Genomic DNA, 25,121 nt, shown 5'->3' on the forward strand with positions numbered 1-25,121 from the left:
TCCCCCTTTCGCCTCCACGTGAGGAACATTCCGCATGTCCGCGATCTCCTCGCGGCCGTCGTACGCCGCCGTGCTCCGTATCCCGTACGCCCGCCGCACCTTCGTCGCCGTACTCGTCGGCCGCCTCTCCTACGGCATGGTCCCTGTCGCCGTGCTGCTCGCCGTGACCCGTGCGACGGGGTCGTACGCCGTCGCCGGCACGGTGATGGCTCTGTTCGGGGCCACCAGCGTCTTCCTGTCGCCCGCGAGGGCCGCGCTCGTCGACCGGTACGGTCCGCGCCGGGCGCTGCTGCCCATGGCCTCGCTCTACGCCGTACTGCTCGGCACGCTCGCGGTGGTGAGCTGGCGGCCGGGCGCGTCGGGGCCGGCCCTGGGGGCGGTCGCGGCGGCGGCGGGCGCCTGTACGCCTCCGCTCGGGCCGACGATGCGGACCGTGTGGAGCGAACTCGCGGCAGGGCCGGGGCTGTTGCGGCGCGCGTACAGCCTCGACGGGGTCGCGGAGGAACTGCTGTTCGTGTCGGGGCCGTTGGTCGTGGGCGGGGTGGTGCAGTTCGCCGCTCCGGCCGCCGCCGTGGCCATGGGTGCCGTGCTGGTGGTGACGGGAACCCTCGGATTCGTGACCTCCCCGGCCGTGGCGGGCATTCCGGGCCGTGGCGCGGTGCCGAAGCAGGCGGGCGGCGTACGGAGGCCGAGGGTGGTGGCCGGGATCGTGCCGCCGGTCGTCGCGGCCGGCGGGGTCGGGCTGGCGCTCGGGGCCCTCGATCTGCTGGTGCTGGCCTTCGCCGAGCAGCGGGGGCACGGGGACGACGTGGTCGCCTGGATCTTCGCCGCGCTGTCCGCCGGGAGCGCGGTGGGCGGCCTGCTGTACGGCGCGGTCGAGTGGCGCTCCGGCGCGCGGGTACGGCTGTCGCTGCTGACGGCGGGCCTGGGCCTCGCGCTCGCCGGCGCCGGCCTCGCTCCGAACCTCGCCACCCTCACCGGCGCCATCGTGTGCGCCGGGTTCTTCGTCGCCCCGGCCCTGACCACCGCGTACCTGGTCGCCGACGCATCCGCCCCGCCCACCGCCCGCACCCAGGCCGGCGCCTGGGTCAACACCGCCGTGAACGCCGGCATCTCGACGGGCGCGGCCACCTCGGGCCTCCTGGTCGCCCACGTCTCACCGACCGTCGGCTTCGCCCTCGCGGGGACGGCGACCCTCCTCACGGCGACCGTGGTGGGGCGGGGCAGGAGGCGGGGTCGCGGGCCGGTGAAACGCCGGTAGGGGCACCCGGTGTCGGGTGCCCCTACCTGTGGGGTGAGGAGGGCTTCGTACCTCTGGGGGAGTTGAGGTGTCGGCCTTCCCGGCGTGGAAGGAGAGCCGGTCTCCCGTTGGTGTGGGGGAGGGAGGCGCGGTCCTCCTGGAGGGGTGACGGCCGGGCGGCGGTCACTTCTCCCGGTGGTTCATGTGGGCCCGCGAGGGGTCAGTCCTCCGAGCGGTCGGCGGTGACCTTGCCCGAGTCGAGGTTCACCCTCCAGTCGCTGCCGGTGCCGTCGGCGGCCGTGGTGCCGGCCTCCCAGGCCTTGTCCCGGCTCTCCTCGTCGAGGTCGACGGAGGTCACCGTGCCCTTCGCGGCGGCGGCCTCGGCGGCCTCCGCGGCGGTCACGGAGGTGCCCTTCAGCGCGGCCCGGATCTGCTCGGTCTCGGCGGCGTCGTCACCGTCGTCGTCGCGGTCGGCGTGCGAGCCGAGGACCTTGCCGGTGCCGGGGTCGACCTGGACGCTGAACCACTTGCCGCCGTTGGTCAGGACGTCGACGTCCCACACCAGGTTCGTGCCCTCGTCGTCGAGGTCGGCGGAGACGGCCGTGCCGGCCTGGTGCTTCAGCGCCGTCTTGATCGCCTCGGCGGCCGTGACCTGCCCGGCCTTCGCCTCGGCGGCGTTCTCGGCCTTGTCGTCGGCGTCCTCGTCCGTGTCGCGGGCGGCCTGGTCCTCGGCCTTGTCCTGGGCCGTGCCGTCCGTGTCGTCGGTGCCGTCGCGGTCGTCGTCGGACACCGTCACGGTCTTCTTCGCCTGCGCCTCGTCGTCACCCGAGACCGCGATGGCGGTCGCGGTTCCGCCGCCGATCAGGGCGGCGGCCGCGACGGTGGCGATGACGATGTTGCGCTTCATGGGATTCCTCCGGGATGCGACTGGTTGCAACCAGTGACGGATGGTGTCGCCGGTTGCAGCTGGCTTGCCTGCCTCGTCTGCTTTCGACGGGAACCAATCTGGCCGATCGACGCTGAAGCGAGCCTGAAGCCCCCTGAAGACCGCTTCAGGTTCGGTTTGCCAAGCTGGGCGCATGCGCCTGTTGATCGTGGAAGATGAGAAGCGGCTCGCGGTGTCGCTGGCCAAGGGGCTGACGGCCGAGGGATATGCCGTGGACGTCGTCCACGACGGGACCGAGGGCCTGCACCGGGCGGGCGAGGGGTCGTACGACCTCGTGATCCTCGACATCATGCTGCCCGGCATGAACGGCTACCGCGTCTGCGCCGCCCTGCGCGCCGCCGGGCACGACGTGCCGATCCTGATGCTCACCGCCAAGGACGGCGAGTACGACGAGGCCGAGGGACTCGACACGGGCGCCGACGACTATCTGACCAAGCCGTTCTCGTACGTCGTCCTCGTCGCCCGGGTGAAGGCGCTGCTGCGGCGGCGCAACGCGTCGGCCGGTGTCTCGCCCGTGCACGAGGTCGGCGATCTGAGGGTCGACACCGCCGCCCGGCGCGTGTTCCTCGCCGAGGACGAGGTCACCCTCACCACCAAGGAGTTCTCCGTCCTGGAGCAGCTCGTCCTCAGAGCCGGTGAGGTCGTGTCGAAGGCCGACATCCTGGAGCACGTCTGGGACTTCGCCTACGACGGCGACCCGAACATCGTCGAGGTCTACATCAGCGCCCTGCGCCGCAAGCTCGGCTCCACGCTCATCAAGACCGTGCGCGGTGCCGGATACAGACTGGAGGCCCGTCCGTGAAGCGCCGTCTGGGCTCGGTGCGGGCCCGCGCCACCCTCGCCGCGACCGTCGTCGTCGCCCTGGCCCTGGTCGCCGCGGGTGCCGCGGTCCTGCTCTCGCTGCGGTTCACGCTCACCGACAAGGCGGACGCGGAGGCCGATTCCGTGGCCCGCAACGCCGCCTCGGCGCTGGCGAACGGGTTCGCCTACGACGAGCTGAGGCTGCCGGACGGCGACGAGAACCCGGTCGAGGTCCTGGACCGGGACGAGAAGCCCGTCGCGGTCGGCGAGGACGTCGAGGGCATGGACGTGACCGCCGTCGCCTCGGACCGGCTGAACTCCGAGACCAACGACGACGCCGACGACAGGGCGGAGGGCGACCGGGACACGGAGGACGCCGGCACGCTCCCTCCCGGCGAGATCGCCGACGAGACCTGGTACGGCGAGGGCACCGCGACCGTCGAGGGGGACACGGCGGACTACCGCTTCGCCGCGGTCGACGTGATCACACCGGCCGGTGTGCCACTGACCGTCTACGCCGGCGCTCCGCTCTCCACCGAGGAGGAGGCCGTCGGCACCGCGTTGACGACGATGCTGATCGGGCTGCCGCTCCTGCTGCTGACGGTCAGCGGGGTGACGTACTTCGTCACCAAACGGGCCCTGCGCCCGGTCGAGGGCATCCGTTCGGAGATGGCGGCGATCACCGCCTCCGAGGACCTTTCCCGGCGCGTCCCCGAGCCCGACACGCACGACGAGATCGCCCGGCTCGCGCGGACGACGAACGAGACGCTGGCGGCGCTGGAGACCTCGGTGGAGCGGCAGCGCGCGTTCGTCGCGGACGCCTCCCACGAGCTGCGCAGCCCGATCGCATCCCTGCGCACCCAGCTCGAAGTGGCCGCGGCACACCCGGAGCTGCTGGATCTGGAGGGGGCGGTCGAGGACACCGTACGGCTGCAGAGCCTCGCCGCCGACCTGCTGCTGCTCGCCCGACTGGATGCGGGGGAGCGCCCGCCGCCGGACGCGCGCTTCGACCTGGCGAAGGTCGTACGGGAAGAGGTGTCCTCCCGGGAGGGTGTGACCCTGGAGGCCGTCGGTTCCCTGATGCTGAGCGGCTCACGCACCCAGATCTGCCGCGTCCTCGGCAACCTTCTGGACAACGCCGGCCGTCACGCCCGCGAACGGGTCGCCGTCACCCTGCGCACGGACGCCGACCGGGCGGTCCTCCAGGTGACGGACGATGGCGCGGGCGTCCCCGAAGCCGACCGCGACCGCATCTTCGAACGCTTCGTCCGCCTCGACGAGTCACGGGCGAGGGACGACGGCGGCGCGGGTCTGGGCCTGGCGATCGCCCGGGACATCGCCGTACGCCACGGAGGCACCCTGACGGTCGGCGACGCCCCGGGCGGCGGCGCCCTCTTCGAACTCAGGCTGCCGAGGTAAGGGGCGCGGGGAACTGCGCGACCAGCCACGACGAACCCGCAGTCGGCACTGAACCGGCAGTCCCCCAGCCCTCTACGGTTTACCGCGGTGGCTCCGGAGGTGCTCCGCGATCGGCGCCAGCGACTTGTGCAGCTCCTCCAGTGCCTCCTCCGGCAGCAGGTCGATGAAGTGCCGCCGCACCGACGCCACATGGTGCGGAGCCACCCGCTGCATCGTCTCCATGCCGTGCTCCGTCAGCACGGCGAACAGCCCGCGCCGGTCGGACTCGCAGTTCTCGCGGCGTACCAGATCCGCGTTCTCCATCCGTGTGATCTGGTGCGAGAGGCGGCTCTTGGACTGGAGGGTGGCGGCGGCGAGGTCGCTCATCCGCATCCGCCGGCCCTCCGACTCGGAGAGGTTCACCAGGATCTCGTAGTCGTTCATTGTCAGGCCGAACGGCTGCAGATCCCTTTCGAGCTGGTGCGTCAGCAGCCTGTTGACGTCCAGATGGGTGCGCCAGGCGCACTGCTCCGCATCGGTCAGCCAGCGCGTGGCCGTTTCGGTCTCCATGAATGAAGTCTACCTAAAATGTTGAAAGGCGAACTAGTGAGGGTTTTGGTGGTGCCGGTCGTACGGACAGGTCGGGTCTTACGGGTTGGAGCATGACAACGCGCACACGTTCGATGTCACACTCCGCAGACTACCGCTCACAGCCCGAAGCGACGCTGGAGGTCCCCCAGCTGTCCGGGAAGGCGCGGTGCGCCGGCCTGCTGTCCGTGATGCCCGGGTACCCCACCGCCGCCGGGGACGCCCGGCTCGTGCGGGACCATGCCCGTGGCCTGCTCGGCCATGAGGGTCTCGGAGGACTGGAGCAGGACCGTGCCCGCCCCGACGAACTCGAACTGGTGCTCCTCGCCGGAGGCGCCGCCGAGCCCCGTCATCGCACGTAGGCCGCCCATCAGACCCGTCATGTAGCCGTGGTCGTAGTGGTGGCACGGCGAGGGGCAGTCGGCCCAACCGACCAGGGCCTGCGGGTCCACCCGGATGGGGGGTTCCATGAACACCACGGGGCCGTTGGAGGCCGCCACGAACTTGCCGGTTCCGATCAGGGTCAGGAAGCCCGGAACGATCGACTGCTTCAGCGCGAGACTTGGCTGAAAAGCGAGGAGGTTGCCCGAGCGAATGGTCAGGTTGCCGTCCTCCAAGTCATACGAATTGACGTCGAAGGCCCGGTCGGCGAGGAGCATCTTGCCGGAACCCTGGGCCACGACCCAGTCGCTCGCGTGCAGAGGCGAATGGAACGACGAACGGACGAGACGGTCCAGCCCGCCGTGTCCGATGCCGTTGAACTCCATCTGGCCGTAGTAGGCGATCATCTTCCCCTTCTGCAGGAACCACTGGCTCCCCTTGAGCTCCACGCAGAAGGTGTAGTTGTTGACGTTGTCGTCGGACGGCAGCGTCATCGGGTCGAAGACGGTCGGGCCGGCGCCCGGAGCCCCGTACATGCTCACAGCTTCTCCTCCGAGGCCTGGACGTACACCGCACCACTGCCGCTCAGCTCCAGCTGGAACGCCTCGCCGGAGCCGCGCCCCACCATGTCGCGCCAGCCGAGCGCGGTGGAGAGCTTGTTGCGTACGTCGCCGTGGTGCGCCACATACGCCTGGGGGTCCACGTGGACCGGGCGCTGGGGGGTGATCGGGACCTCGATCACACCGCCGTGCGCCATGACGGCGACGGCCCCCTGCCCCTTGAGGGTCGTGGTGAACAGGCCCTGGCCCGTCACCTGGCCCCGGACCATGCCCATGACGCCGCCCTGCGAGCCCATGAACATCGTGCCCTGCTGGAGGGTGCCGTCGAAGGCGAGGAGGCGGTCGGCCTCGACGTAGAGGGTCTCGCCGGTCAGGTTGATCACCTGGATGTGGTGACCGCCGTGCCCGAACAGCACCGTGCCGCTGCCCTCGACCGTCATCAGCGGCGTCGCCTCGCCCGCCACCCGGCGGCCGATCATCGACGCAATACCGCCCTGGCCGCCCTGCATGTTGGGGGTGAAGGACACCTCGCCCTGGTAGGCGAGCATCGCGCCGCGCTGACTGAACAGCCGCTGGCCCGGCGCCACGGTCGCCTCGACCATCTTCGAGTTGATCTCACGGAAGGCCATGTCAGACGTCCCCCGCCACCGTGTTGCGCTCGCTGGGCTGGACGTAGACGAGTCCGTCGCCCTCGAAGCGGATCTGGAAGGCCTCGCCGCCGCCCTCGCCCATGAAGGTGCGGAACGTCACACCGGACTGGAAGGACTGCTGGAGGTCGCCCTGGTGCGCGATGTACGCCCCCGGGTCCACCGTCAGCGGGTACTGGCGGCTCACCCGCAGCACCACCGCCGGGCCGTCGGACATGATCGCCGCATGGCCGTGGCCCTCGATCGTCGTGGTGAACAGGCCGTTGCCCTGCGAGGCGCCGCGCAGCCCCGTGAAGCTCGTGCCCGTCCGCAGCCCGGAGTCCGTCGCGAGCAGATTGCTCGACTCCACGTACAGCTTGTCCCCCTGAAGATTCACGAGGTTGATCTCGGAGGCTCGGTCCGCGAACCAGCAGGTCCCTTGCCCGGTCACCTCCATCAACGTCATCTGCTCACCCGTGAGGCGCCGCGTCACCATCCCGCGCAGGCCCTCACCGCCGCCGCTCAGCTTCTTGAACGTCATCTGGCCGTCGTACGCGACCATCGAGCCGTTCTTCGCCTTCACGGCGTCACCGGTCATGTCGACGGCCAGCACTTTGCTGCCTTGAAGTCGGAACATTGCCACGTGGTGACGTTAACCGTCCGATGGGTGGACAGGACAGGTCCCAGAGGGGGATCTCGACCCTGAAGGGACCCCTAGGGCCATCGGGAGGTTGACGGATGCCAGAATGGACCGCGCTTGTGCTTCCGTTCACAAGGACCGACAAGCGACGCGACGACCCGCCCCACCGACCCCACCGAAGGTGACCCGTGGACATAAAGACCGCCTCAGCCCTGCGCCGCCTGCGCCTCGTCTCGGCCCCCGAGGCCGTCTCCTTCCTGCTGCTGCTCGTCTGCTCGGTGCTCAAGCGCACCACGGAGTTCAACGCGGTACCCGTGATGGGCTGGGTCCACGCCATCCTGTTCATCCTGTACGTGGTCTTCTGGGCCGACGCCTGGAACCGCACCAAGTGGTCCCTGAAGACCGCCGCCCTCTACTTCGCCCTCGCCGTCCTGCCCGCCGGCGGCTTCTTCGCCGAGCGCAGGCTCCGCCGTGAGGCCGAGAGCGCGCTGATCGCGTCCCGTGCCCGCAAGGAAGGGATCGTGAACGCGTGATCGTCGCCTTCTCCGTGACCCCGCTCGGCGTCGGTGAGGACGTGGGGGAGTACGTCGCCGACGCCGTACGGGTCGTCCGCGCGTCGGGCCTGCCCCACCGCACCGACGCCATGTTCACCTCCATCGAGGGGGAGTGGGACGAGGTCATGGACGTCGTACGGCGGGCCGTCGCCGCCGTCGAGGAGCGCGCACCCCGGGTCTCCCTCGTCCTCAAGGCCGACATCCGCCCCGGTGTCACGGACGGCCTGACGTCGAAGGTGGAGACGGTGGAGCGGCACCTGTCCGCGTAGCCGTCGGCCCTACGGCCCCTCGAGAACCCCGGCCCATGGGTCGGGGTTCTTTTGTGCCTAGATGTTTGAGCGTTCGCTCAAATCGGTGCTACGGTCTTGGCAAGTGAGTTGAGCACTCGCTCAAAACTTCACTCGACCTGGGGGAACGCTGATGGGTCTCTACATCGAGACACGTGTACGGGCCGGCCTGGAGGAGGTGTGGGAACGCACTCAGGACCCGGCCTCGCACCAGCGCTGGGACCTGCGCTTCACCGAGATCGACTACCTCCCGCGCGCGGAGGGCGAGCCGCAGCACTTCCGGTACGCCACCCGTGTGCTCCCCGGCCTGACGGTCGCCGGCACCGGGATATCGGCCGGCGAGAGGGAGCGCCCGGACGGCACCAGGACCTCGGCCCTGCGGTTCGTCTCGCCGCACCCGCTCTCCCTGATCGCGGAGGGCAGCGGCTACTGGCGCTACGTCCCGGACGGCGAGGGCGTCCGCTTCCTCACCGGCTACGACTACCGCCCCCGCTGGGGCCGCCTCGGCGCGCTCGCCGACCGGCTGCTCTTCCGCCCGCTCATGGGCTGGGCCACCGCCTGGTCGTTCGACCGCCTCCGTCTGTGGCTGGAGCGGGACATCACCCCCGAGCGGGCCCTGCGCCACTGGCTCGCCGAGGCGGCCGTACGCGCGCTGACCGTCGTCGCCGCCTGCGCCGGGCTCGTGTGCGGGGCGCTGGTGGACCCGGCGGGCGTTCTGGCACCGCTGGCACTGTTCGCGACGCCGGTGCTGGCCGTGTCGGCGGTCCTGGCCGCGCTGCTCGTGCCGCCCCTGCCCGGCACGCCGTCCGCCCGCCGCTGTCTGCGGACGCCACCCGCACGCGCGCGTGCGCCCCGTCTGCTCGCGACGCTGAAGGGATAGCCGATCATGGATTCCACGGCTTCAAGGAGTTCGGGGGCTCTGTGGGCTCCGAGGACTTCGATCTTCCGTACGGTCATGGGTGCGGACTTCGAGCGGCTCCACCCCGAGCTGCGCCGCCGTTTCTCGGTCGGCCTGGCGAGCGGTGAGGCGTGCGTCGGCCGGGGTGTGATGGACCGCGTCTGGTACGGCCGGGGGCTGGTGAAGCCGTTCCTCGCGCTCGGCGGTACGCGGAACATCCTCGTCCCGCGCGAGGGGCGGAACGTCCCCTTCGTCATCGAGAACGTGCCGTACGTCGACCGTCACGGCCGTGAGACGGTGAGCTTCGTGCGTACCTTCGACCTGCCCGGCCGGTCCCGCCGGTTCGACGCCCAGATGGTGTTGAGCCCCAAGGGTGACCGTGTCCTCGACTACCTCGGCACCCACCAGCACCTCGCCAGTGATCTGCACTTCAGCGCGGAACCCGACGGGTCGCTGCTGATCCGCTCGGGTGAGCACCGCTTCCGGGAGGGGCCGGTCGACGTACGCGTCCCCGAACTCATCGGCGGTGAGGCGGAGGTGCGGGAGCGGTTCGACGAGCGGACGGGCCGTTTCCGGATCCGGGTGAGGGTGGTGAACCGGCGCTTCGGGCCGCTCTTCGGCTACGAGGGCTCCTTCGCCGCCTCGTACCAGGACGTCCGGGAGTGCGGGGTCCGGCCCGGTCTGCGCCCCGTGCGCGAGGAGGTGAGGGCGTGAGCGAGGCGACGCGGGCGAAGCTGCTGGACGGCGCGCTGCGCACGCTCGTCGAGCAGGGCATCGCCAAGACGTCCGCGCGGACGATCGCCGCGACCGCCGGGGTGAACCAGGCGCTCGTCTTCTACCACTTCGGGTCCGTCGACGAGCTCCTGGCGGCGGCGTGCCGGCACGGGGCGGAGCGGCGGGTGGCCCGGCATCGGGAGCGGCTGGCGGAGATCGGCTCTCTCGCCGAATTGCTGGCGTTCGGGCGGGAGATGCATGTGGAGGAGCGGGCGGAGGGGCATGTGGCCGTTCTCGGGCAGCTTCTCGCGGGGGCGCAGACGCATCCTCGGCTGGGGCCGGCCACGGCGGCGGGGCTCGATCTGTGGATCACGGAGATCGAGGGGGTGCTGCGTCGGGTTCTGGCGGGGTCGCCGCTCGGGGAGTTCGCCGATGCGGGGGGTCTGGCTCGGGCCGTGGCCGCGTCGTTCGTGGGGCTGGAGCTTTATGAGGGGGTTGACGCGGAGGGGGCCTCGGCTGCGCTGGGGGCGCTTGAGCAGCTCACGGTGCTTGCGGCCGCCCTTGACAGTCTTGGGCCTGTGGCTCAGCGGGCGGTTCGGCATCATCTTCGGAAGAGCGTCGCGCGCTGAGCGTGGGTGTTTCTCGCCCCCGCCGCCCCTACCCATTCCCATCCCCAAGGGCTGCCGCCCCTTCGACCCCGCATGGGTGTGTTGTCGGGTGCGGGTGGGTGGGGGCTTGTCGCGCAGTTCCCCGCGCCCCTTTAACTCCCCGGGCAAGCCCGGGGCTTTTACCCGCACTCGCGACGAATCCGTGCCCCCGAGCTCTCCCGGTCTGCGCGGGGCCGCGACCGAAAGGCGAGACGGGGCTGACCAGCATATGACCGGCCGGTAAGGTCGGTGCCGTGCCGAAGCCGCTCAGCCTCTCCTTCGACCCCATCTCGCGCGCCGACGAGCACTGGAAACAGCGCTGGGGAAGCGTCCCGTCCATGGCCGCGATCACCTCGATCATGCGTGCCCAGCAGATCCTGCTGGCGGAGGTCGACGCGGTCGTCAAGCCGTACGGGCTGACCTTCGCCCGCTACGAGGCCCTCGTGCTCCTCACCTTCTCCCAGAAGGGCGAGCTGCCGATGTCCAAGATCGGCGAGCGGCTGATGGTGCACCCGACGTCCGTGACGAACACGGTCGACCGGTTGGTCAAGTCGGGCCTCGTCGACAAGCGTCCCAACCCCAACGACGGCCGCGGCACCCTCGCCTCCATCACCGACAAGGGCCGTGAGGTCTGCGACGCCGCCACCCGTGACCTCATGGCCATGGACTTCGGCCTCGGCGTCTACGACGCCGAGGAATGCGCGGAGATCTTCGCCATGCTCCGCCCGCTGCGGGTGGCCGCGGGGGACTTCGAGGAGAGCTGAAGGGCGGCCGAGAGACGGCCGAGGGGCGCTTGAGGGGCGGCCGAGGGGCGCGTGAAGATCGCCCGCATCCCGTAGCTAGGCTCGTACGCATGAAAAAGAGCGTGCTGACCCGCTATCGCGTCCTGGCCTATGTCACCGGTGTGCTGCTGATTCTGCTGACCCTGGGCATGATCGGCAAGTACGTGCTCGAACTGGACGGAGCCGCGGACTTCACGTACGTCGTCAGCCTCGCCCACGGCTGGCTGTACGTCCTGTACCTGGTCTTCGCGTTCGATCTCGGGTCCAAGGCGAAGTGGCCGGTCAAGAAGCAGCTGTGGGTGTTGCTGGCGGGCACGATCCCGACGGCGGCCTTCTTCGTGGAGCGCCGGATCACCCAGGAGCTGGAGGGCAAGATCACCGACGGTTCACCCGCGGTCGCCAAGGTGTGAGGCTCGGCCCCGTCGGCTGAACCGCGACACCGCGACCCCGCGACGCCGGCGTCCGCCTCTTCGCCCGCCTCTTACCGCCGTACGAGTGCGTACGGCGGTCTGCCGTCGACGTTTACTAGGACGTCCAAGTAAATTGGTCTCATGGACGCTGACGCCATCGAAGAGGGACGCCGACGCTGGCAGGAGCGGTATGACGCCGCGCGCAAGCGGGAGGCCGACTTCACGACGCTTTCCGGTGACGCCGTGGAGCCCGTGTACGGGCCGCGGCCGGGGGATGTGTACGAGGGGTTCGAGCGGATCGGGTGGCCGGGGGAGTACCCGTTCACGCGAGGGCTGTACTCGACGGGGTACCGGGGGCGGACCTGGACGATCCGGCAGTTCGCCGGCTTCGGGAACGCGCGGCAGACGAACGAGCGGTACAAGACGATCCTCGCCAACGGGGGCGGGGGCCTGTCCGTCGCGTTCGACATGCCGACGTTGATGGGCCGCGACTCCGACGACCCGCGGTCGCTGGGCGAGGTCGGGCACTGCGGGGTCGCCGTCGACTCCGCCGCCGACATGGAGGTGCTCTTCGAGGGCATTCCGCTCGGGGACGTCACCACCTCCATGACGATCAGCGGGCCCGCCGTTCCCGTCTTCTGCATGTACCTCGTCGCCGCCGAGCGGCAGGGCGTCGACCCGGCCGTGCTCAACGGCACGCTCCAGACCGACATCTTCAAGGAGTACATCGCGCAGAAGGAGTGGCTCTTCCAGCCCGAGCCGCATCTGCGGCTCATCGGGGATCTGATGGAGCACTGCGCCGCCGAGATCCCGGCGTACAAGCCCCTGTCCGTGTCCGGGTACCACATCCGTGAGGCGGGGGCGACGGCCGCGCAGGAGTTGGCGTACACGCTCGCGGACGGGTTCGGGTACGTCGAACTGGGGCTCAGCCGTGGGCTGGACGTCGACGTGTTCGCGCCGGGGCTGTCCTTCTTCTTCGACGCGCACGTCGATTTCTTCGAGGAGATCGCCAAGTTCCGTGCGGCGCGCAGGATCTGGGCCCGGTGGATGCGGGACGTGTACGGGGCGCGGACCGAGAAGGCGCAGTGGCTGCGGTTCCACACCCAGACCGCCGGGGTCTCGCTGACCGCGCAGCAGCCGTACAACAACGTCGTGCGTACGGCGGTGGAGGCGCTGTCGGCGGTGCTCGGCGGGACCAACTCCCTGCACACCAACGCGTTGGACGAGACGCTGGCGCTGCCGTCGGAGCAGGCCGCCGAGATCGCGCTGCGGACGCAGCAGGTGCTCATGGAGGAGACCGGGGTCGCCAACGTGGCCGATCCGCTGGGCGGTTCGTGGTACGTCGAGCAGCTGACCGACCGGATCGAGGCGGACGCGGAGAGGATCTTCGACCAGATCAAGGAGCGGGGGCTGCGGGCGCATCCCGATGGACGGCATCCCATCGGGCCGGTCACGTCCGGGATTCTGCGGGGGATCGAGGACGGGTGGTTCACCGGGGAGATCGCGGAGTCCGCCTTCCGGTACCAGCAGGCGCTGGAGAAGGGCGAGAAGCGGGTCGTCGGCGTCAACGTCCACCACGGCTCCGTGACCGGGGACCTGGAGATCCTGCGGGTCGGTCATGAGGTGGAGCGGGAGCAGGTGCGGGTGCTCGCGGGGAGGAAGGGTGTGCGGGACGAGGTGGCGGTGCGCTCCGCGCTCGATGCGATGATCGCTGCCGCGCGGGAGGGGGCCAACATGATCGGCCCGATGTTGGACGCGGTGCGGGCCGAGGCGACGTTGGGGGAGATCTGTGGGGTGCTGCGGGAGGAGTGGGGGGTGTATACGGAGCCGGCGGGGTTCTAGGGGGCGGGTGGCGTGGGGTGTTTTTCGCCCCCGCCGCCCCTACCCGTCCCATCCCCAGGGGCTGCGCCCCTTCGACCCCCTCGGGTTCGTTCTTCGGATGCGGGTGGGTGGGGGCTGGTCGCGCAGTTCCCCGCGCCCCTTCAGGGCGCGTTCCTCAAGCCCAGTAGCAGGAGTCTGGTGAAGGCTTTGGCCCAGGCTTCGTCGGCTGGTTCGGCGCTCACCAAGGTGCGGTGGACGATGGCGCCCGCCACGACGTCGAAGATGAGGTCGATGGTGCCGGTGGCGGTGGTGGGGTCGGACTCCGGGGGGAGTTCGCCTCGGGTCTGGGCTCGGGAGCGGCCTTCCAGGACCAGGCGTTTCTGGCGGTCGACGATGGAGGCGCGGATGCGTTCGCGGAGGGCGTCGTCGCGGGTGGACTCGGCGATGACGGCCATCAGGCCGCTCCTGGCCTCCGGGCGGGCGAGGATCGCCGCGAACTGCAGGACGACGCCCTCGATGTCGGCGGCCAGGCTGCCCCGGTCGGGGAGGCGGAGTTCGTCGAAGAGTTCCGCGACCGCGTCGACGACGAGTTCGTTCTTGCCGGCCCAGCGGCGGTAGAGGGTCGTCTTCGCGACGCCCGCCCGTGTGGCCACGTCGCCCAGCGTCAGCTTCGACCACCCCAGCTCGACGAGCGCCTCCCGGGTCGCGGCCAGGATCGCGGCGTCCGCGGCGGCGCTGCGCGGACGGCCGCCCGTGGCACGGGAGGCGGGGGTGCGGCTCTGCATCCGCCGACCATATCCGGCCGTTCCCGAAGTCCCCCGGGAAGTCGTGAGGCAGATCACCGGGGAGTGGGTACTGAGGGGTACAGAAGAGTCGCCCGGGACAGTTACGCTACGACCCGTAGCGAAAGTCTGGAGTGGGCGACGCCCGGGTTTCAGGACGCTTTTCACGCGCGTGCTCGGAAGGGGGAGGATGTACTCATGCAGCCACGGAACATGTCCATGAGCGGAGTCGTCGACCTCGCCGCGGTGAAGGCGGCCCAAGAGGCCAAGGCGAAGGCGGAGCAGGCGCGCGCCGAAGCGGCCCGACAGGGCGGGGGAGGGGCGGTCTCCCCGGCCGACCTGGTCATCGATGTCGATGAGGCCGGGTTCGAGAGCGAGGTCCTGCAGAGGTCCACCGAAGTGCCCGTCGTCATCGACTTCTGGGCCGAGTGGTGTCAGCCCTGCAAGCAGCTCAGCCCGGTGCTGGAGCGACTCGCCGTCGAGTACAACGGCAAGTTCGTCCTCGCCAAGATCGATGTCGACGCCAACCAGATGTTGATGCAGCAGTTCGGGATCCAGGGCATTCCGGCTGTGTTCGCCGTAGTGGCCGGACAGGCCCTGCCTCTTTTCCAGGGTGCCGCCCCCGAGCAGCAGATCCGCGCGACCCTCGACCAGCTCGTCCAGGTCGCCGAGCAGCGCTTCGGGCTCACCGGCCTCGTGGTGGACCCGGACGCCGAGTCCGGGGCCCCCGCCGAAGTCGCCCCGCAGGTCCCGGCCGGCCCCTACGACCACCTGCTCGAAGCCGCCGTACACGCCCTGGACGCGGGCGACTTCGGCGGTGCCGTGCAGGCGTACAAGAACGTGCTGAGCGACGACCCGGGCAACAGCGAGGCCAAACTGGGCCTCGCGCAGGCCGAGTTGCTGCAGCGCGTGCAGGGCGCCGACCCGCAGGACGTGCGCAAGGCGGCCGCCGAGAACCCCGGTGACGCGCAGGCGCAGATCGCGGCGGCGGACCTCGACCTCGTCGGCGGACATGTGGAGGACGCGTTCGGGCGACTCATCGACACGGTGCGGCGCACGTTCGGTGACGACCGGGACGCCGTACGGGTGCGGCTGCTGGAGCTCTTCGAGGTGGTCGGCGGCGACGATCCGCGGGTGGCCGCGGCGCGGCGGGCGCTGGCTCGGGCGTTGTTCTGACCGTCCCTCGAAGCGTTGCCACAGCTGAGAGTCGGCTGTGGCGCGCGGGGGGAGTCGGTGCGCCGGGACCGCTCGGTTCCGGCGTGCCGGTGCGTGTGTTGCGTGAGTGAGAGATTTGGCGACACAGCGACACAGCGGCCGCGCTTTACCAAATCTTGGTAATCGCGGCCGCTGTTACTTGCAGTAAGAGAAAGTCGTCGTTGTGTCGGACTCTGTCCAACTGTCAACCGATGTGTCGCCTCACTCGACGCCACCCAGGGTCGCTGGCCGATGCCGATGGGTCGTTGTTCGGTTATCCGTCCGTTACTAGCCAGTAACGACCCCCTTGCGGGGGCGGCGAGAATGCACCACGATCGGCGACGCTCGGTCCGTTCCCGTGCCCCGCCAGCCAGTCGGGTCAACGGGTTTTCTGGGTCCCCACCGAGTAGAGCGGGCGACAGTGGCGCCGGCTCTTGGGCAGGGGGGTCTCCGCTCAACGGCGGAGCCTGTCCAGCAGGTTGTGCGTGATGCGTGTCAGGCGCGACCAGTGGTTGTCGCTCGGGGGTGATCGCCGGTGATTCGGGCGCTTTTCGCGCCACCGAGCGCGGGCGCTCTCCTTCCCGAGGACGTAGCACTTCTCCCATCCCTGTCCGGCCGAGCCGCCAAGAGGCGAGCCGGTGACAGGAGATGTACGTCCGAGAAGGAGGAAATATGGAGTCCCAGGTGCGTGGCGGGACCAGATGGAAGCGGTTCGCTGTGGTCATGGTGCCCAGCGTCGCCGCCACAGCAGCGATAGGTGTCGCCCTCGCGCAGGGCGCCCTCGCCGCGTCGTTCAGTGTGTCGGGCCAGTCGTTCAAGGTGACGGCGGGTCAGCTCGACGGTACGGGCTTCTCGCAGTACGGAGCGCTCGACGAGGGCTACACCCTCAAGGGCGAGAAGACGGTTCACCCCGTCGCCGTTTCGGCGTTCAAGTCCGCGACGATCACCAACATGTGCCAGTCGGTCGTGACCCCGGGTGTCCCCATCCTCGGTAGCGTCAGCCTCAAGCTGACCGCCGGTACCGGTGGCAAGAAGGTCGAGGCCGAGAACCTCTACATCGACGTCGAGGACCTTGAGGCGGACGCCGTCTTCAAGGGCATCGACATCGGTGTGGCGGCCAAGGACGCCAACAAGGGTCCGGGCATGAAGGGCGGCTCGGAGCAGGCCAACCCCTACGGGTTCTCCCAGCAGGCCGACTCGGCCTCGCTGACCGGAGTGAAGCAGACGGCGTGGGCGACCACCGCCGGAACCTTCAAGCTGAGCAACCTCAAGATGTCGCTCCACAAGGGCGTCGTGGAGTGCTACTGAGCACTCCCTGGGCGGGTGAGGGGGCCTGCGCTTCTTCGCCCGCCCGTCTTTCTCGCCGTGCGCGCCAACGCCGCGCACGCGAACTCCGTACGTGAATTCCGTGCACGCGCTTCGTACGTGCCGCACGTGAACTTCCCACAGCAACACCGTTCCAGGGAGCTGTTGTCCATGAGCGCCGAGTCAACGGGGCAGAACGAAGACTATCTCCGCGCCTTTCGGCGGCGCTTCCGCGACTGGAGGGGCGCACGCCCCTTCTGGGCGGGCCTGTTGGTACTGCTCGGCGGTTTCCCGATCATGTACCTGCCGTACGCGAACCTGCAGATCGGTCACCTCACGCTCGCCATGTCGACGACGGCGGGCGCGGGATCCCTCATCATCGGTGTGCTGCTGATGGTGCTCGGCGTCAGCCTGTGGTTCCAGCGGCATGTACGCACCTTCGCCGGTACGGCGGCGATCCTCCTGGCGCTCGTGTCCATCCCGGTCTCCAACTTCGGTGGCTTCGGTGTCGGCTTCATGCTCTCCCTGATCGGCGGTGCGCTGGCCATCGCCTGGGCGCCCGGTCACGAGGAGGAGCGGGTGCCGTCCACCTACAAGACCCCCGCGCGGACCCCGGTTCCCCAGGACACGGCCCCGCAGAACACGGCACAGCAAGGTGCGGTCCCCCTGCACAAGGGCGACGCCCCGGAGTCCGCGGGAGCGGGCTCGGTGAGCGGGGCGGCGAACGGCGAGGGCGACGACCTGACAGGTACCACCCCCACGAACGGGACGAACGGGAGGCACAGTGCCGGCTGACGAGGTGACCCACGGGACTTCGGTGGGAGAGTCCCGTGCGAGATCCGGACCGCGGCACGCGGCGCCCAAGAAGCCCCTTCTCACCCGGCTGAACATGCCGGCGGGCAAGGCGATAGCCCTGGCGGCGATGCCGTCGGCGGTCCTCATGGGCATGGGCTTCACGCCCACGCTCACCCTGGCCCGCGCCGAGGACCCGAAGAAGCTGAGCCTGACGGCCGACGAGTACAAGGACTGCGTGGAGGCCCTGGAGGCCGCCGAGGAGGGCACCGACACCTCCGCCTCGCCGACCCCGACACCGTCCGAGTCGGAGAGCACCGACTCCTCGGACGACGCGGCCAAGGACGAGGACACGCCCGCGGGCGACGACTCCGCCGACGACCCCGCCGACGACAGCGACTCCTCCGGTGACTCGGCCTCCGACGACACGTCCAAGGACGACTCCTCTTCGTCGGATTCAGGTTCCGACGACAAGGACACCTCGGGCGGGTCCACGACGACCGACGGCGACAAGTCCGCCACCGACACGGCCGGCTCGACCGACACCTCCGGGAGCGAGAGCGGCGGCAACGTCCTGGAGGACATCGGCGGCGCGCTCGAGGACCTGTTCACCCCGGACGACAAGGAGACGGCGGCCACCACGCCGACCGAGTCCACCAGCCCGTCGCCCTCGCCCTCCGCCTCGGAGGACGCCTCCGGCTCGGACGAGGACACGGACACCGGCTCGGACTCCGGCTCGGACTCCGGCTCGGACTCCGGTAAGGACGCGCAGGACACCGCCGACGACGCCACCGACAAGGTCGAGGGCGCCGCGAAGGACGTCACCGACACCGTCGAGGACACCGAGGACCCGACCGAGGAGGCGACCGACGACGCCACGTCGACGGCGAGCCCGTCCCCGAGCGAGAGCACGGACGCCGAGGGCTGCCCGGTCGCCACGGACGACGAGAGCGGCGTCGAGAAGGGCATCCCGCCGCTGCCCGACGACCCCTGGTACCTCAACGCCAGCTCGCTGACGCTGAAGGGCGCCGACTACAAGGGCATCGTCAAGGTGAAGACGGCCGACGGCACGGTCAAGGAGGTGCTGAAGTACGTCGTCTCCGACGGCACCGACATCGGCGACCTCCACCAGACGGTCGAGGACAAGCAGGCCGGCGTGACCTACCACGTGCAGGCCGGCAAGGGCACGACGTCCACGATCCGCGACGGCAAGACGGTCATGTACACCGAGAGCATCTCCGGCAACCTGCTCGGTCTGATCCCGGTGACCTTCGACCCGAAGCACCCGCCGCCGCTGAACATCCCGCTGATCTACTTCACCAAGGTGAAGGTCGTGCAGGCGGGCCAGTTCGGCGGAACGCTCACCGTCCCGGGCATGCACCAGTACATGACCGACTGAGCAGCCGGTCACCCAGGACCCGTCCGGGAGCCGCACAGCACCGAGGGCGCCCCTGTCGCCAGGGAGCGCCCTCGGTGCTGTCGTACGACGGTGTCCGCGTCAGTCGCGGGCGCCGCCGCCCAGGTGGTGCACCCGGACCATGTTCGTGGTGCCCGGGACACCGGGGGGCGAGCCGGCGGTGATGACGGCGATGTCGCCCTCGTTGAAACGGTTGAGCTTGACCATCTCGTGGTCGACCAGGTCGACCATCTCGTCCGTGCTGTTCACGAACGGCACGACATGCGACTCCACACCCCAGCTGAGCGCCAGCTGGTTACGGGTGGACTCGTCGGTGGTGTACGCGATGATCGGCTGCGACGCGCGGTAGCGGGACAGCCGGCGGGCGGTGTCACCGGACTGCGTGAAGGCCACCAGCGCCCGGCCGCCGAGGAAGTCGGCGATCTCGCAGGCGGCACGGGCGATCGAACCACCCTGCGTACGCGGCTTCTTGCCCGGCACGAGCGGCTGCAGCCCCTTGGAGAGCAGCTCCTCCTCGGCCGCCGCGACGATCTTCGACATCGTCCGGACGGTCTCCAGCGGGTACGCGCCCACGCTGGACTCCGCCGACAGCATGACCGCGTCCGCGCCGTCCAGGATCGCGTTGGCGACATCGGAGGCCTCGGCGCGCGTGGGGCGGGAGTTGGTGATCATCGACTCCATCATCTGGGTCGCCACGATCACCGGCTTGGCGTTGCGGCGGCACAGCTCGATGAGCCGCTTCTGCACCATGGGGACCTTCTCGAGCGGGTACTCGACGGCCAGGTCGCCACGGGCGACCATCACGCCGTCGAACGCCATCACGACGTCCTCCATGTTCTCCACCGCCTGCGGCTTCTCCACCTTGGCGATGACGGGGACCCGGCGGCCCACCTCGTCCATCACCTTGTGGACGTCCCGCACGTCGCCCGCGTCCCGCACGAAGGAGAGCGCCACCAGGTCGCAGCCCATCCGCAGCGCGAACCGCAGGTCCTCGACGTCCTTCTCGGACAGCGCGGGCACGTTGACGGCCGCACCGGGCAGGTTGATGCCCTTGTGGTCCGAGATGACACCGCCCTCGATGACCTCGGTCCGCACGCGCGGGCCGTCGACCTCCAGGACCTTCAGCTCGACGTTGCCGTCGTTGATGAGGACCTGGTCGCCGGGGGAGACGTCACCGGGCAGGCCCTTGTACGTCGTACCGCAGATCTGCTTGTCGCCCGGCACGTCCTCGGCGGTGATGGTGAACTCGTCACCGCGCACCAGCTCCACCGGACCCTCGGCGAAGGTCTCCAGCCGGATCTTCGGGCCCTGCAGGTCGGCGAGGACACCGATGGCCTTGCCGGTCTCGGCGGAGGCGGCCCGGACCCGGTCGTAGCGGCCCTGGTGCTCGGCGTGACTGCCGTGGCTGAAATTGAAACGGGCCACGTTCATGCCGGCCTCGATGAGGGCGACCAGTTGCTCGTGGGAGTCGACCGCGGGGCCGAGAGTACAGACGATTTTCGAACGGCGCATGGGACGATCCTATCGGTTTGTTTCGCTCCGGAATATTCCGTCTGGTGGAATTGCAGATGGGCGGCTATGCGCTCAGTCGTGTTACCGGCGTGTATTGCTCAGCCTGTTCGGCTGTTCTTTGCTCAGTTGTTCTTTTCGAAGCTCATATGTGATTCAGGTGCTTCAGGTGTTCTTTCCGACCAGGGCGTACGTCTGTGCCGCGATCTCCAGCTCCTCGTCCGTCGGCACCACCGCGACCGCGACCCGCGCGCCGACGGGCGAGATGAGCCGCGGCTCACCGCTCCGTACGGCGTTCAGCTCGGCGTCGACCGCGAGGCCCAGTCCCTCCAGCCCGGCCACGGCGGCCTCCCGCACGGGCGCCGCGTTCTCGCCGACACCGGCGGTGAACGCGACCGCGTCGACCCGGCCGAGCACCGCGTAGTAGGCGCCGATGTACTTCTTCAACCGGTGAATGTAGATGTCGAAGGCCAGCTTCGCCCGCTCGTCGCCCTCGTCGATACGCCGGCGTATTTCCCGCATGTCGTTGTCGCCGCACAGCCCGATCAGACCGCTCTTCTTGTTGAGGAGAGTGTCGATCTCGTCCGTGGACATTCCGCCAACGCGCATCAAATGAAAGATGACGGCCGGGTCCATGTCTCCGGACCGCGTACCCATCACGAGCCCCTCCAAAGGCGTCAGCCCCATGGAGGTGTCCACACACCGGCCGCCCTCGACCGCCGACGCGGACGCCCCGTTGCCGAGGTGCAGCACGATGACGTTGACGTCCTCCGGCGCCTTTCCCAGCAGCTCGGCCGTCGCCCGGGACACGTACGCGTGCGAGGTGCCGTGGAAGCCGTAGCGCCGGATGCGGTGCGCGTCCGCCGTCTCCACGTCGATCGCGTAGCGGGCGGCGGACTCCGGCATCGTCGTGTGGAACGCGGTGTCGAACACGGCGACCTGGGGGAGGTCCGGGCGCAGGGCCCGGGCGGTGCGCAGGCCGGTCAGGTTGGCCGGGTTGTGCAGCGGGGCCACCGGGATCAGCCGTTCGATCTCGGCGAGCACGGCGTCGTCGACGACCGTCGGCTGGGTGAAGCTCTGCCCGCCGTGCACGACACGGTGTCCGATGGCGGCCAGCTCGGGGGAGTCGAGGCCGAGCCCGTCCTCGGCCAGCTCCTCGGCGACGGCCTTCAGGGCGGCCTCGTGGTCGGCGATCGGCCCGGTGCGCTCGCGGGCGGCGCCCCCGTCGGTGAGCGGGGTGTGCTTCAGCCGGGAGCTCTCCTCGCCGATCCGCTCGACCAGGCCCACGGCCAGCCGGCTGCTGTCGCGCATGTCGAGCAGCTGGTACTTCACGGAGGAGGAGCCGGAGTTGAGGACGAGGACGCGGGTGGCGGTCACGGTCTGCTTCCTGACGGGATTCAACGGATTCACCGGATTCACGGGGCGGGGGTGGCCGGGGCCGGGGTGAGCGGGGAGGCGGGGGTCTGGGCCTGGATCGCCGTGATGGCGACGGTGGTGACGATGTCCTGGACGAGCGCGCCCCGGGACAGGTCGTTGACCGGCTTGCGCAGCCCCTGCAGGACCGGTCCGACCGCGAGAGCGCCGGCCGAACGCTGCACGGCCTTGTAGGTGTTGTTCCCGGTGTTGAGGTCCGGGAAGATCAACACCGTTGCCTGGCCCGCGACTTCGGAGTCCGGCAGCTTGGTCGCCGCGACACTCGGCTCTACGGCGGCGTCGTACTGGATCGGCCCCTCGATCAGCAGATCGGGCCGCCGGGAGCGCACGATCTCGGTGGCCTCCCGCACCTTGTCGACATCGGCGCCCGAGCCGGACGTACCGGTGGAGTACGACAGCATCGCGATCCTCGGCTCGACCCCGAACCGCTGTGCGGTCGCGGCGGACTGGATGGCGATGTCGGCGAGCTGCTCGGCGTTCGGGTCCGGGTTGACCGCGCAGTCCCCGTAAACCAGCACCTTGTCGGCGAGGCACATGAAGAAGACGGACGAGACGATGTCGGCGTCCGGCTTGGTCTTGATGATCTCGAAGGCGGGCCGGATGGTGGCGGCGGTGGAGTGCACCGACCCCGACACCATGCCGTCGGCGAGCCCCTCCTGGACCATGAGCGTGCCGAAGTAGTTCACGTCGGACACGACGTCGTACGCCAGCTCGATGCTGATGTTCTTGTGGGCGCGGAACTGGGCGTACTTCTCGGCGAAGGCGTCCCGCCACTCGGAGGTCGCCGGGTCCACCAGCATGCTGTCCCCGAGGTCGATGCCCAGGTCGGCGGCCTTCTTGCGGATCTGGTCGACCGGGCCGAGGAGGGTGAGGTCGCAGACGTTCCGGCGGAGGATGACCTCGGCCGCGTGCAGGACGCGCTCCTCCGTGCCTTCGGGGAGAACGACACGGCGCCGCTCGGAGCGGGCCTGTTCGAGGAGCGTGTGCTCGAACATCATCGGCGTGATCCGGTCGCTGCTGGGTGCAGATACCCGGCCGCGCAGCTCGGCGGTGTCGACGTACCGTTCGAAGAGACCGAGCGCGGTCTCCGCCTTGCGCGGGGTCACCGCGCTCAACTTCCCCTCCATGGAGAAGAGTTCGGAGGCGGTGAGGAAGGAACCGGTCTCGACGGCGACGACGGGCGTGCCGGGCGCGAGACGGGCGGCCAGGGTGAGGACCTCCTCGCTGGGCCGCTCGTTGAGGGTGAGGAGGACACCGGCGATGGGCGGGGTGCCGGCGCTGTGGGCGGCCAGCGCCCCCACGACGAGATCGGCGCGGTCGCCGGGGGTGACGACCAGACAGCCCGGGGTCAGAGCGTTGAGGAAGTTCGGGAGCATGGCGCCGCCGAAGACGAAGTTCAGCGCGTCGCGGGCGAGGCCCGAGTCGTCGCCGAGGAGGACCTTGCCGCCGAGCGCGTGGGTGATCTGGGCGACGGTCGGCGCGGAGAGCGCGGGCTCGTCGGGCAGGACGTAACAGGGCACCGGGAGCGGCAGCCGGGAGTCGCCGAGCCGCTCGGCTATCTCGGCACGGTCGCCGGGCGCGACCCGGTTGACGACCATCGCCAGGACGTCACAGCCGAGGCCCTCGTACGCGCGGTACGCGTTGTGCGTCTCGGCGGCGACGGACTCGGCGGTCTGCTTCCGCCCGCCGACGACGGAGATGACGGAGGCGCCGAACTCGTTCGCGAGCCGGGCGTTGAGGGACAGCTCGTCCGGGAACTGGGTGTCGGCGAAGTCCGTACCCAGGACGAGGACGACGTCGTAGCCGCGCGCGACGGCGTGGAACCGGTCGACGAGCGTGGACACCAGCTCGTCCGTGCCGTGCTCCGCCTGGAGGGTGGACGCCTCGTGGTAGTCCATGCCGTACACGGTCGCGGGGTCCTGGGTGAGCCGATATCGGGCGCGCAGCAGTTCGAAGAGCCGGTCCGGTCCGTGGTGCAGCAGCGGCCGGAACACCCCCACCCGGTCGACCTGGCGGGTCAGGAGCTCCATGATCCCCAGCTCGACGACCTGGCGGCCGTCGCCGCGGTCGATCCCGGTCACGTACACGCTGCGCGTCACGTGTGCTCTCCGTTTCATGTGATGGTCGTGGGCGAATTCGTGTGATGGTCATGGGTGAAAATGACCGCAGTGGCGGGCGGAAACCCTCTTGACAATACCCTTGCGGATGGATAAGGCGCCTGTCAGGTCGCGGTCGGGGCAGGCGGGTGCTACGGGCGCGGCGGGCCCCGGGGAGCCGTGAAACAATCGGACTGGCTCACAAGTATCAGTACCGCGCACGACGATCAGGACGATCTGGACGAGCAGGAGACACAGCACGATGCGTATCGGAGTTCTCACCGCAGGCGGCGACTGCCCGGGCCTGAACGCAGTGATCCGGTCGGTCGTGCACCGAGCGGTCGCCCAGTACGGCGACGAGGTCATCGGCTTCGAGGACGGCTACGCCGGCCTGCTCGACGGCCGCTACCGCGCCCTCGACCTGGAGTCCGTCAGCGGCATCCTGGCGCGAGGGGGCACGATCCTCGGTTCGTCGCGTCTCCAGCGGGACCGCCTCCGCGAGGCCTGCGAGAACGCGCAGGACATGGCTCACCAGTTCGGTATCGACGTACTGATCCCGATCGGCGGCGAGGGCACCCTGACGGCGGCGCGGATGCTGAGCGACGCGGGCCTGCCGGTGGTCGGGGTCCCGAAGACGATCGACAACGACATCTCCTCGACGGACCGCACGTTCGGCTTCGACACGGCGGTCGGGGTCGCCACGGAGGCGATGGACCGTCTGAAGACGACCGCCGAGTCCCATCAGCGGGTGATGGTCGTCGAGGTCATGGGCCGGCACGCGGGCTGGATCGCGCTGGAGTCCGGGATGGCGGCGGGTGCGCACGGCATCTGCCTGCCCGAACGGGCCTTCGACCCGGCCGACCTCGTGAAGATGGTCGAGGAGCGCTTCTCGCGCGGCAAGAAGTTCGCGGTCATCTGTGTCGCGGAGGGCGCGCATCCGGCCGAGGGCTCCATGGACTACGGCCACGGCGAGATCGACCAGTTCGGCCACGAGCGCTTCCAGGGCATCGGCACGGCGCTCGCCTACGAGCTGGAGCGCCGCCTCGGCAAGGAGGCCAAGCCGGTCATTCTCGGCCATGTCCAGCGCGGCGGCACCCCGACCGCGTACGACAGGGTGCTCGCCACGCGCTTCGGCTGGCACGCGGTCGAGGCCGCGCACCGGGCCGACTTCGGCCGGATGACCGCGCTGCGCGGCACCGAGGTGGTGATGGTGCCGCTGGCGGAGGCGGTGACCGAGCTGAAGACGGTGCCGAAGGACCGGATGGATGAGGCGGAGTCGGTGTTCTAGGGGTCGGGGCT

At 69.9% G+C, this 25,121-nt stretch carries 25 protein-coding genes; 16 read left to right on the top strand and 9 right to left on the bottom strand.

The window, feature by feature from the left end; all coding sequences use genetic code 11:
* Nucleotides 1–34 precede the first annotated feature (34 nt).
* Nucleotides 35–1,261: an MFS transporter gene (locus ACWD26_RS36835; protein ID WP_451276844.1), complete on the top strand. Its 1,227-nt coding sequence runs from the start codon at nt 35–37 to the stop codon at nt 1,259–1,261.
* A 199-nt stretch (nt 1,262–1,460) separates the two neighbouring features.
* Here the strand turns inward: ACWD26_RS36835 and ACWD26_RS36840 are convergent, their stop codons facing one another.
* A complete protein-coding gene (locus ACWD26_RS36840) occupies nt 1,461–2,147 on the bottom strand; it encodes a PepSY domain-containing protein (RefSeq protein WP_451276846.1) in 687 nt (228 codons plus the stop codon).
* 172 nt (nt 2,148–2,319) lie between these two features.
* Between ACWD26_RS36840 and ACWD26_RS36845 the strand changes: the two genes are divergently transcribed.
* Together ACWD26_RS36845 and ACWD26_RS36850 are read left to right on the top strand one after the other, a co-directional pair.
* Nucleotides 2,320–2,988, top strand: coding sequence for a response regulator transcription factor (locus ACWD26_RS36845; protein WP_451276848.1), 669 nt, complete (start codon nt 2,320–2,322; stop codon nt 2,986–2,988).
* Nucleotides 2,985–4,406 (top strand): ATP-binding protein, encoded by a 1,422-nt coding sequence (locus tag ACWD26_RS36850; protein ID WP_451276850.1) that lies wholly within the window; start codon nt 2,985–2,987, stop codon nt 4,404–4,406. The genes ACWD26_RS36845 and ACWD26_RS36850 overlap by 4 nt, the downstream gene beginning before the upstream one ends.
* 72 nt (nt 4,407–4,478) lie before the next feature.
* On the opposite strand, the gene ACWD26_RS36855 is transcribed toward ACWD26_RS36850, so the two are convergent.
* The 4 genes from ACWD26_RS36855 to ACWD26_RS36870 all read right to left on the bottom strand — a co-directional run bounded on the left by ACWD26_RS36855 (nt 4,479) and on the right by ACWD26_RS36870 (nt 7,177).
* Nucleotides 4,479–4,955, bottom strand: coding sequence for a MarR family winged helix-turn-helix transcriptional regulator (locus tag ACWD26_RS36855; protein ID WP_257540523.1), 477 nt, complete (start codon nt 4,953–4,955; stop codon nt 4,479–4,481).
* A 137-nt stretch (nt 4,956–5,092) separates the two neighbouring features.
* Nucleotides 5,093–5,890, bottom strand: coding sequence for an AIM24 family protein (locus tag ACWD26_RS36860; RefSeq protein ID WP_451276924.1), 798 nt, complete (start codon nt 5,888–5,890; stop codon nt 5,093–5,095).
* 2 nt (nt 5,891–5,892) lie between these two features.
* A complete protein-coding gene (locus ACWD26_RS36865) occupies nt 5,893–6,543 on the bottom strand; it encodes an AIM24 family protein (protein WP_451276852.1) in 651 nt (216 codons plus the stop codon).
* A 1-nt stretch (nt 6,544) separates the two neighbouring features.
* Complete coding sequence (locus ACWD26_RS36870; RefSeq protein WP_451276854.1) at nt 6,545–7,177, bottom strand: AIM24 family protein; 633 nt, start codon at nt 7,175–7,177, stop codon at nt 6,545–6,547.
* A 191-nt stretch (nt 7,178–7,368) separates the two neighbouring features.
* Here ACWD26_RS36870 and ACWD26_RS36875 point away from each other — a divergent pair, with 191 nt between their 5' ends.
* The 8 genes from ACWD26_RS36875 (at nt 7,369) to ACWD26_RS36910 (ending at nt 13,314) form a co-directional block, all read left to right on the top strand.
* On the top strand, nt 7,369–7,713 hold the full coding sequence (locus ACWD26_RS36875) for a DUF3817 domain-containing protein (protein ID WP_451276856.1): 345 nt from the start codon (nt 7,369–7,371) through the stop codon (nt 7,711–7,713).
* Nucleotides 7,710–8,003 (top strand): MTH1187 family thiamine-binding protein, encoded by a 294-nt coding sequence (locus ACWD26_RS36880; RefSeq protein WP_451276858.1) that lies wholly within the window; start codon nt 7,710–7,712, stop codon nt 8,001–8,003. The genes ACWD26_RS36875 and ACWD26_RS36880 overlap by 4 nt, the downstream gene beginning before the upstream one ends.
* Nucleotides 8,004–8,154: 151 nt before the next feature.
* Complete coding sequence (locus tag ACWD26_RS36885) at nt 8,155–8,901, top strand: hypothetical protein (RefSeq protein ID WP_451276860.1); 747 nt, start codon at nt 8,155–8,157, stop codon at nt 8,899–8,901.
* 75 nt (nt 8,902–8,976) lie between these two features.
* Entirely contained in the window at nt 8,977–9,633 is a 657-nt protein-coding gene (locus ACWD26_RS36890) for a DUF4166 domain-containing protein (protein WP_451276862.1), read from the top strand.
* The gene (locus ACWD26_RS36895) at nt 9,630–10,262 is read left to right on the top strand and encodes a TetR/AcrR family transcriptional regulator (RefSeq protein ID WP_451276864.1); all 633 of its coding nucleotides are present in this window, start codon (nt 9,630–9,632) and stop codon (nt 10,260–10,262) included. Before ACWD26_RS36890 ends, ACWD26_RS36895 begins: the two co-directional genes overlap by 4 nt.
* 272 nt (nt 10,263–10,534) lie before the next feature.
* Nucleotides 10,535–11,044, top strand: coding sequence for a MarR family winged helix-turn-helix transcriptional regulator (locus ACWD26_RS36900; protein ID WP_451276865.1), 510 nt, complete (start codon nt 10,535–10,537; stop codon nt 11,042–11,044).
* Between the two features lie 89 nt (nt 11,045–11,133).
* Entirely contained in the window at nt 11,134–11,472 is a 339-nt protein-coding gene (locus ACWD26_RS36905) for a DUF3817 domain-containing protein (RefSeq protein ID WP_451276867.1), read from the top strand.
* Between the two features lie 141 nt (nt 11,473–11,613).
* Complete coding sequence (locus ACWD26_RS36910) at nt 11,614–13,314, top strand: acyl-CoA mutase large subunit family protein (RefSeq protein ID WP_451276869.1); 1,701 nt, start codon at nt 11,614–11,616, stop codon at nt 13,312–13,314.
* A 140-nt stretch (nt 13,315–13,454) separates the two neighbouring features.
* Here the strand turns inward: ACWD26_RS36910 and ACWD26_RS36915 are convergent, their stop codons facing one another.
* The gene (locus tag ACWD26_RS36915) at nt 13,455–14,078 is read right to left on the bottom strand and encodes a TetR/AcrR family transcriptional regulator (RefSeq protein WP_451276871.1); all 624 of its coding nucleotides are present in this window, start codon (nt 14,076–14,078) and stop codon (nt 13,455–13,457) included.
* A 195-nt stretch (nt 14,079–14,273) separates the two neighbouring features.
* On the opposite strand from ACWD26_RS36915, the gene ACWD26_RS36920 reads away from it, so the two are divergent.
* The 4 genes from ACWD26_RS36920 to ACWD26_RS36935 all read left to right on the top strand — a co-directional run bounded on the left by ACWD26_RS36920 (nt 14,274) and on the right by ACWD26_RS36935 (nt 18,765).
* Nucleotides 14,274–15,251 (top strand): tetratricopeptide repeat protein, encoded by a 978-nt coding sequence (locus ACWD26_RS36920; RefSeq protein ID WP_451276873.1) that lies wholly within the window; start codon nt 14,274–14,276, stop codon nt 15,249–15,251.
* Between the two features lie 690 nt (nt 15,252–15,941).
* Entirely contained in the window at nt 15,942–16,577 is a 636-nt protein-coding gene (locus tag ACWD26_RS36925) for a DUF6230 family protein (RefSeq protein WP_451276875.1), read from the top strand.
* Between the two features lie 168 nt (nt 16,578–16,745).
* Nucleotides 16,746–17,369, top strand: coding sequence for a DUF6114 domain-containing protein (locus ACWD26_RS36930; protein WP_451276877.1), 624 nt, complete (start codon nt 16,746–16,748; stop codon nt 17,367–17,369).
* Nucleotides 17,359–18,765, top strand: coding sequence for a hypothetical protein (locus ACWD26_RS36935; RefSeq protein WP_451276879.1), 1,407 nt, complete (start codon nt 17,359–17,361; stop codon nt 18,763–18,765). Before ACWD26_RS36930 ends, ACWD26_RS36935 begins: the two co-directional genes overlap by 11 nt.
* A 99-nt stretch (nt 18,766–18,864) precedes the next feature.
* Here ACWD26_RS36935 and pyk read toward each other — a convergent pair whose 3' ends face one another.
* From pyk to pta, 3 genes are all read right to left on the bottom strand, one after another.
* On the bottom strand, nt 18,865–20,295 hold the full coding sequence (gene pyk / locus ACWD26_RS36940) for a pyruvate kinase (RefSeq protein WP_451276881.1): 1,431 nt from the start codon (nt 20,293–20,295) through the stop codon (nt 18,865–18,867).
* 162 nt (nt 20,296–20,457) lie between these two features.
* Nucleotides 20,458–21,669 carry an acetate kinase gene (locus tag ACWD26_RS36945; protein WP_451276883.1) on the bottom strand — a complete coding sequence of 404 codons (1,212 nt, stop codon included), beginning with the start codon at nt 21,667–21,669 and terminating at the stop codon, nt 20,458–20,460.
* 38 nt (nt 21,670–21,707) lie between these two features.
* Nucleotides 21,708–23,825 carry a phosphate acetyltransferase gene (gene pta, locus ACWD26_RS36950; RefSeq protein WP_451276885.1) on the bottom strand — a complete coding sequence of 706 codons (2,118 nt, stop codon included), beginning with the start codon at nt 23,823–23,825 and terminating at the stop codon, nt 21,708–21,710.
* A 259-nt stretch (nt 23,826–24,084) separates the two neighbouring features.
* Between pta and ACWD26_RS36955 the strand changes: the two genes are divergently transcribed.
* A complete protein-coding gene (locus ACWD26_RS36955; RefSeq protein ID WP_451276887.1) occupies nt 24,085–25,110 on the top strand; it encodes an ATP-dependent 6-phosphofructokinase in 1,026 nt (341 codons plus the stop codon).
* Nucleotides 25,111–25,121: the final 11 nt, after the last annotated feature.

The organism is Streptomyces sp. NPDC002787, from assembly GCF_053592095.1.

Coding starts and splice junctions, on each gene's coding strand:
- ACWD26_RS36835 (WP_451276844.1), top strand. CDS start 35: ATGTCCGCGATCTCCTCGCGGCCGTCGTACGCCGCCGTGCTCCGTATC.
- ACWD26_RS36840 (WP_451276846.1), bottom strand. CDS start 2,147: ATGAAGCGCAACATCGTCATCGCCACCGTCGCGGCCGCCGCCCTGATC.
- ACWD26_RS36845 (WP_451276848.1), top strand. CDS start 2,320: ATGCGCCTGTTGATCGTGGAAGATGAGAAGCGGCTCGCGGTGTCGCTG.
- ACWD26_RS36855 (WP_257540523.1), bottom strand. CDS start 4,955: ATGGAGACCGAAACGGCCACGCGCTGGCTGACCGATGCGGAGCAGTGC.
- ACWD26_RS36860 (WP_451276924.1), bottom strand. CDS start 5,890: ATGTACGGGGCTCCGGGCGCCGGCCCGACCGTCTTCGACCCGATGACG.
- ACWD26_RS36865 (WP_451276852.1), bottom strand. CDS start 6,543: ATGGCCTTCCGTGAGATCAACTCGAAGATGGTCGAGGCGACCGTGGCG.
- ACWD26_RS36870 (WP_451276854.1), bottom strand. CDS start 7,177: ATGTTCCGACTTCAAGGCAGCAAAGTGCTGGCCGTCGACATGACCGGT.
- ACWD26_RS36885 (WP_451276860.1), top strand. CDS start 8,155: ATGGGTCTCTACATCGAGACACGTGTACGGGCCGGCCTGGAGGAGGTG.
- ACWD26_RS36890 (WP_451276862.1), top strand. CDS start 8,977: ATGGGTGCGGACTTCGAGCGGCTCCACCCCGAGCTGCGCCGCCGTTTC.
- ACWD26_RS36905 (WP_451276867.1), top strand. CDS start 11,134: ATGAAAAAGAGCGTGCTGACCCGCTATCGCGTCCTGGCCTATGTCACC.
- ACWD26_RS36910 (WP_451276869.1), top strand. CDS start 11,614: ATGGACGCTGACGCCATCGAAGAGGGACGCCGACGCTGGCAGGAGCGG.
- ACWD26_RS36915 (WP_451276871.1), bottom strand. CDS start 14,078: ATGCAGAGCCGCACCCCCGCCTCCCGTGCCACGGGCGGCCGTCCGCGC.
- ACWD26_RS36920 (WP_451276873.1), top strand. CDS start 14,274: ATGCAGCCACGGAACATGTCCATGAGCGGAGTCGTCGACCTCGCCGCG.
- ACWD26_RS36925 (WP_451276875.1), top strand. CDS start 15,942: ATGGAGTCCCAGGTGCGTGGCGGGACCAGATGGAAGCGGTTCGCTGTG.
- ACWD26_RS36930 (WP_451276877.1), top strand. CDS start 16,746: ATGAGCGCCGAGTCAACGGGGCAGAACGAAGACTATCTCCGCGCCTTT.
- pyk (WP_451276881.1), bottom strand. CDS start 20,295: ATGCGCCGTTCGAAAATCGTCTGTACTCTCGGCCCCGCGGTCGACTCC.
- ACWD26_RS36955 (WP_451276887.1), top strand. CDS start 24,085: ATGCGTATCGGAGTTCTCACCGCAGGCGGCGACTGCCCGGGCCTGAAC.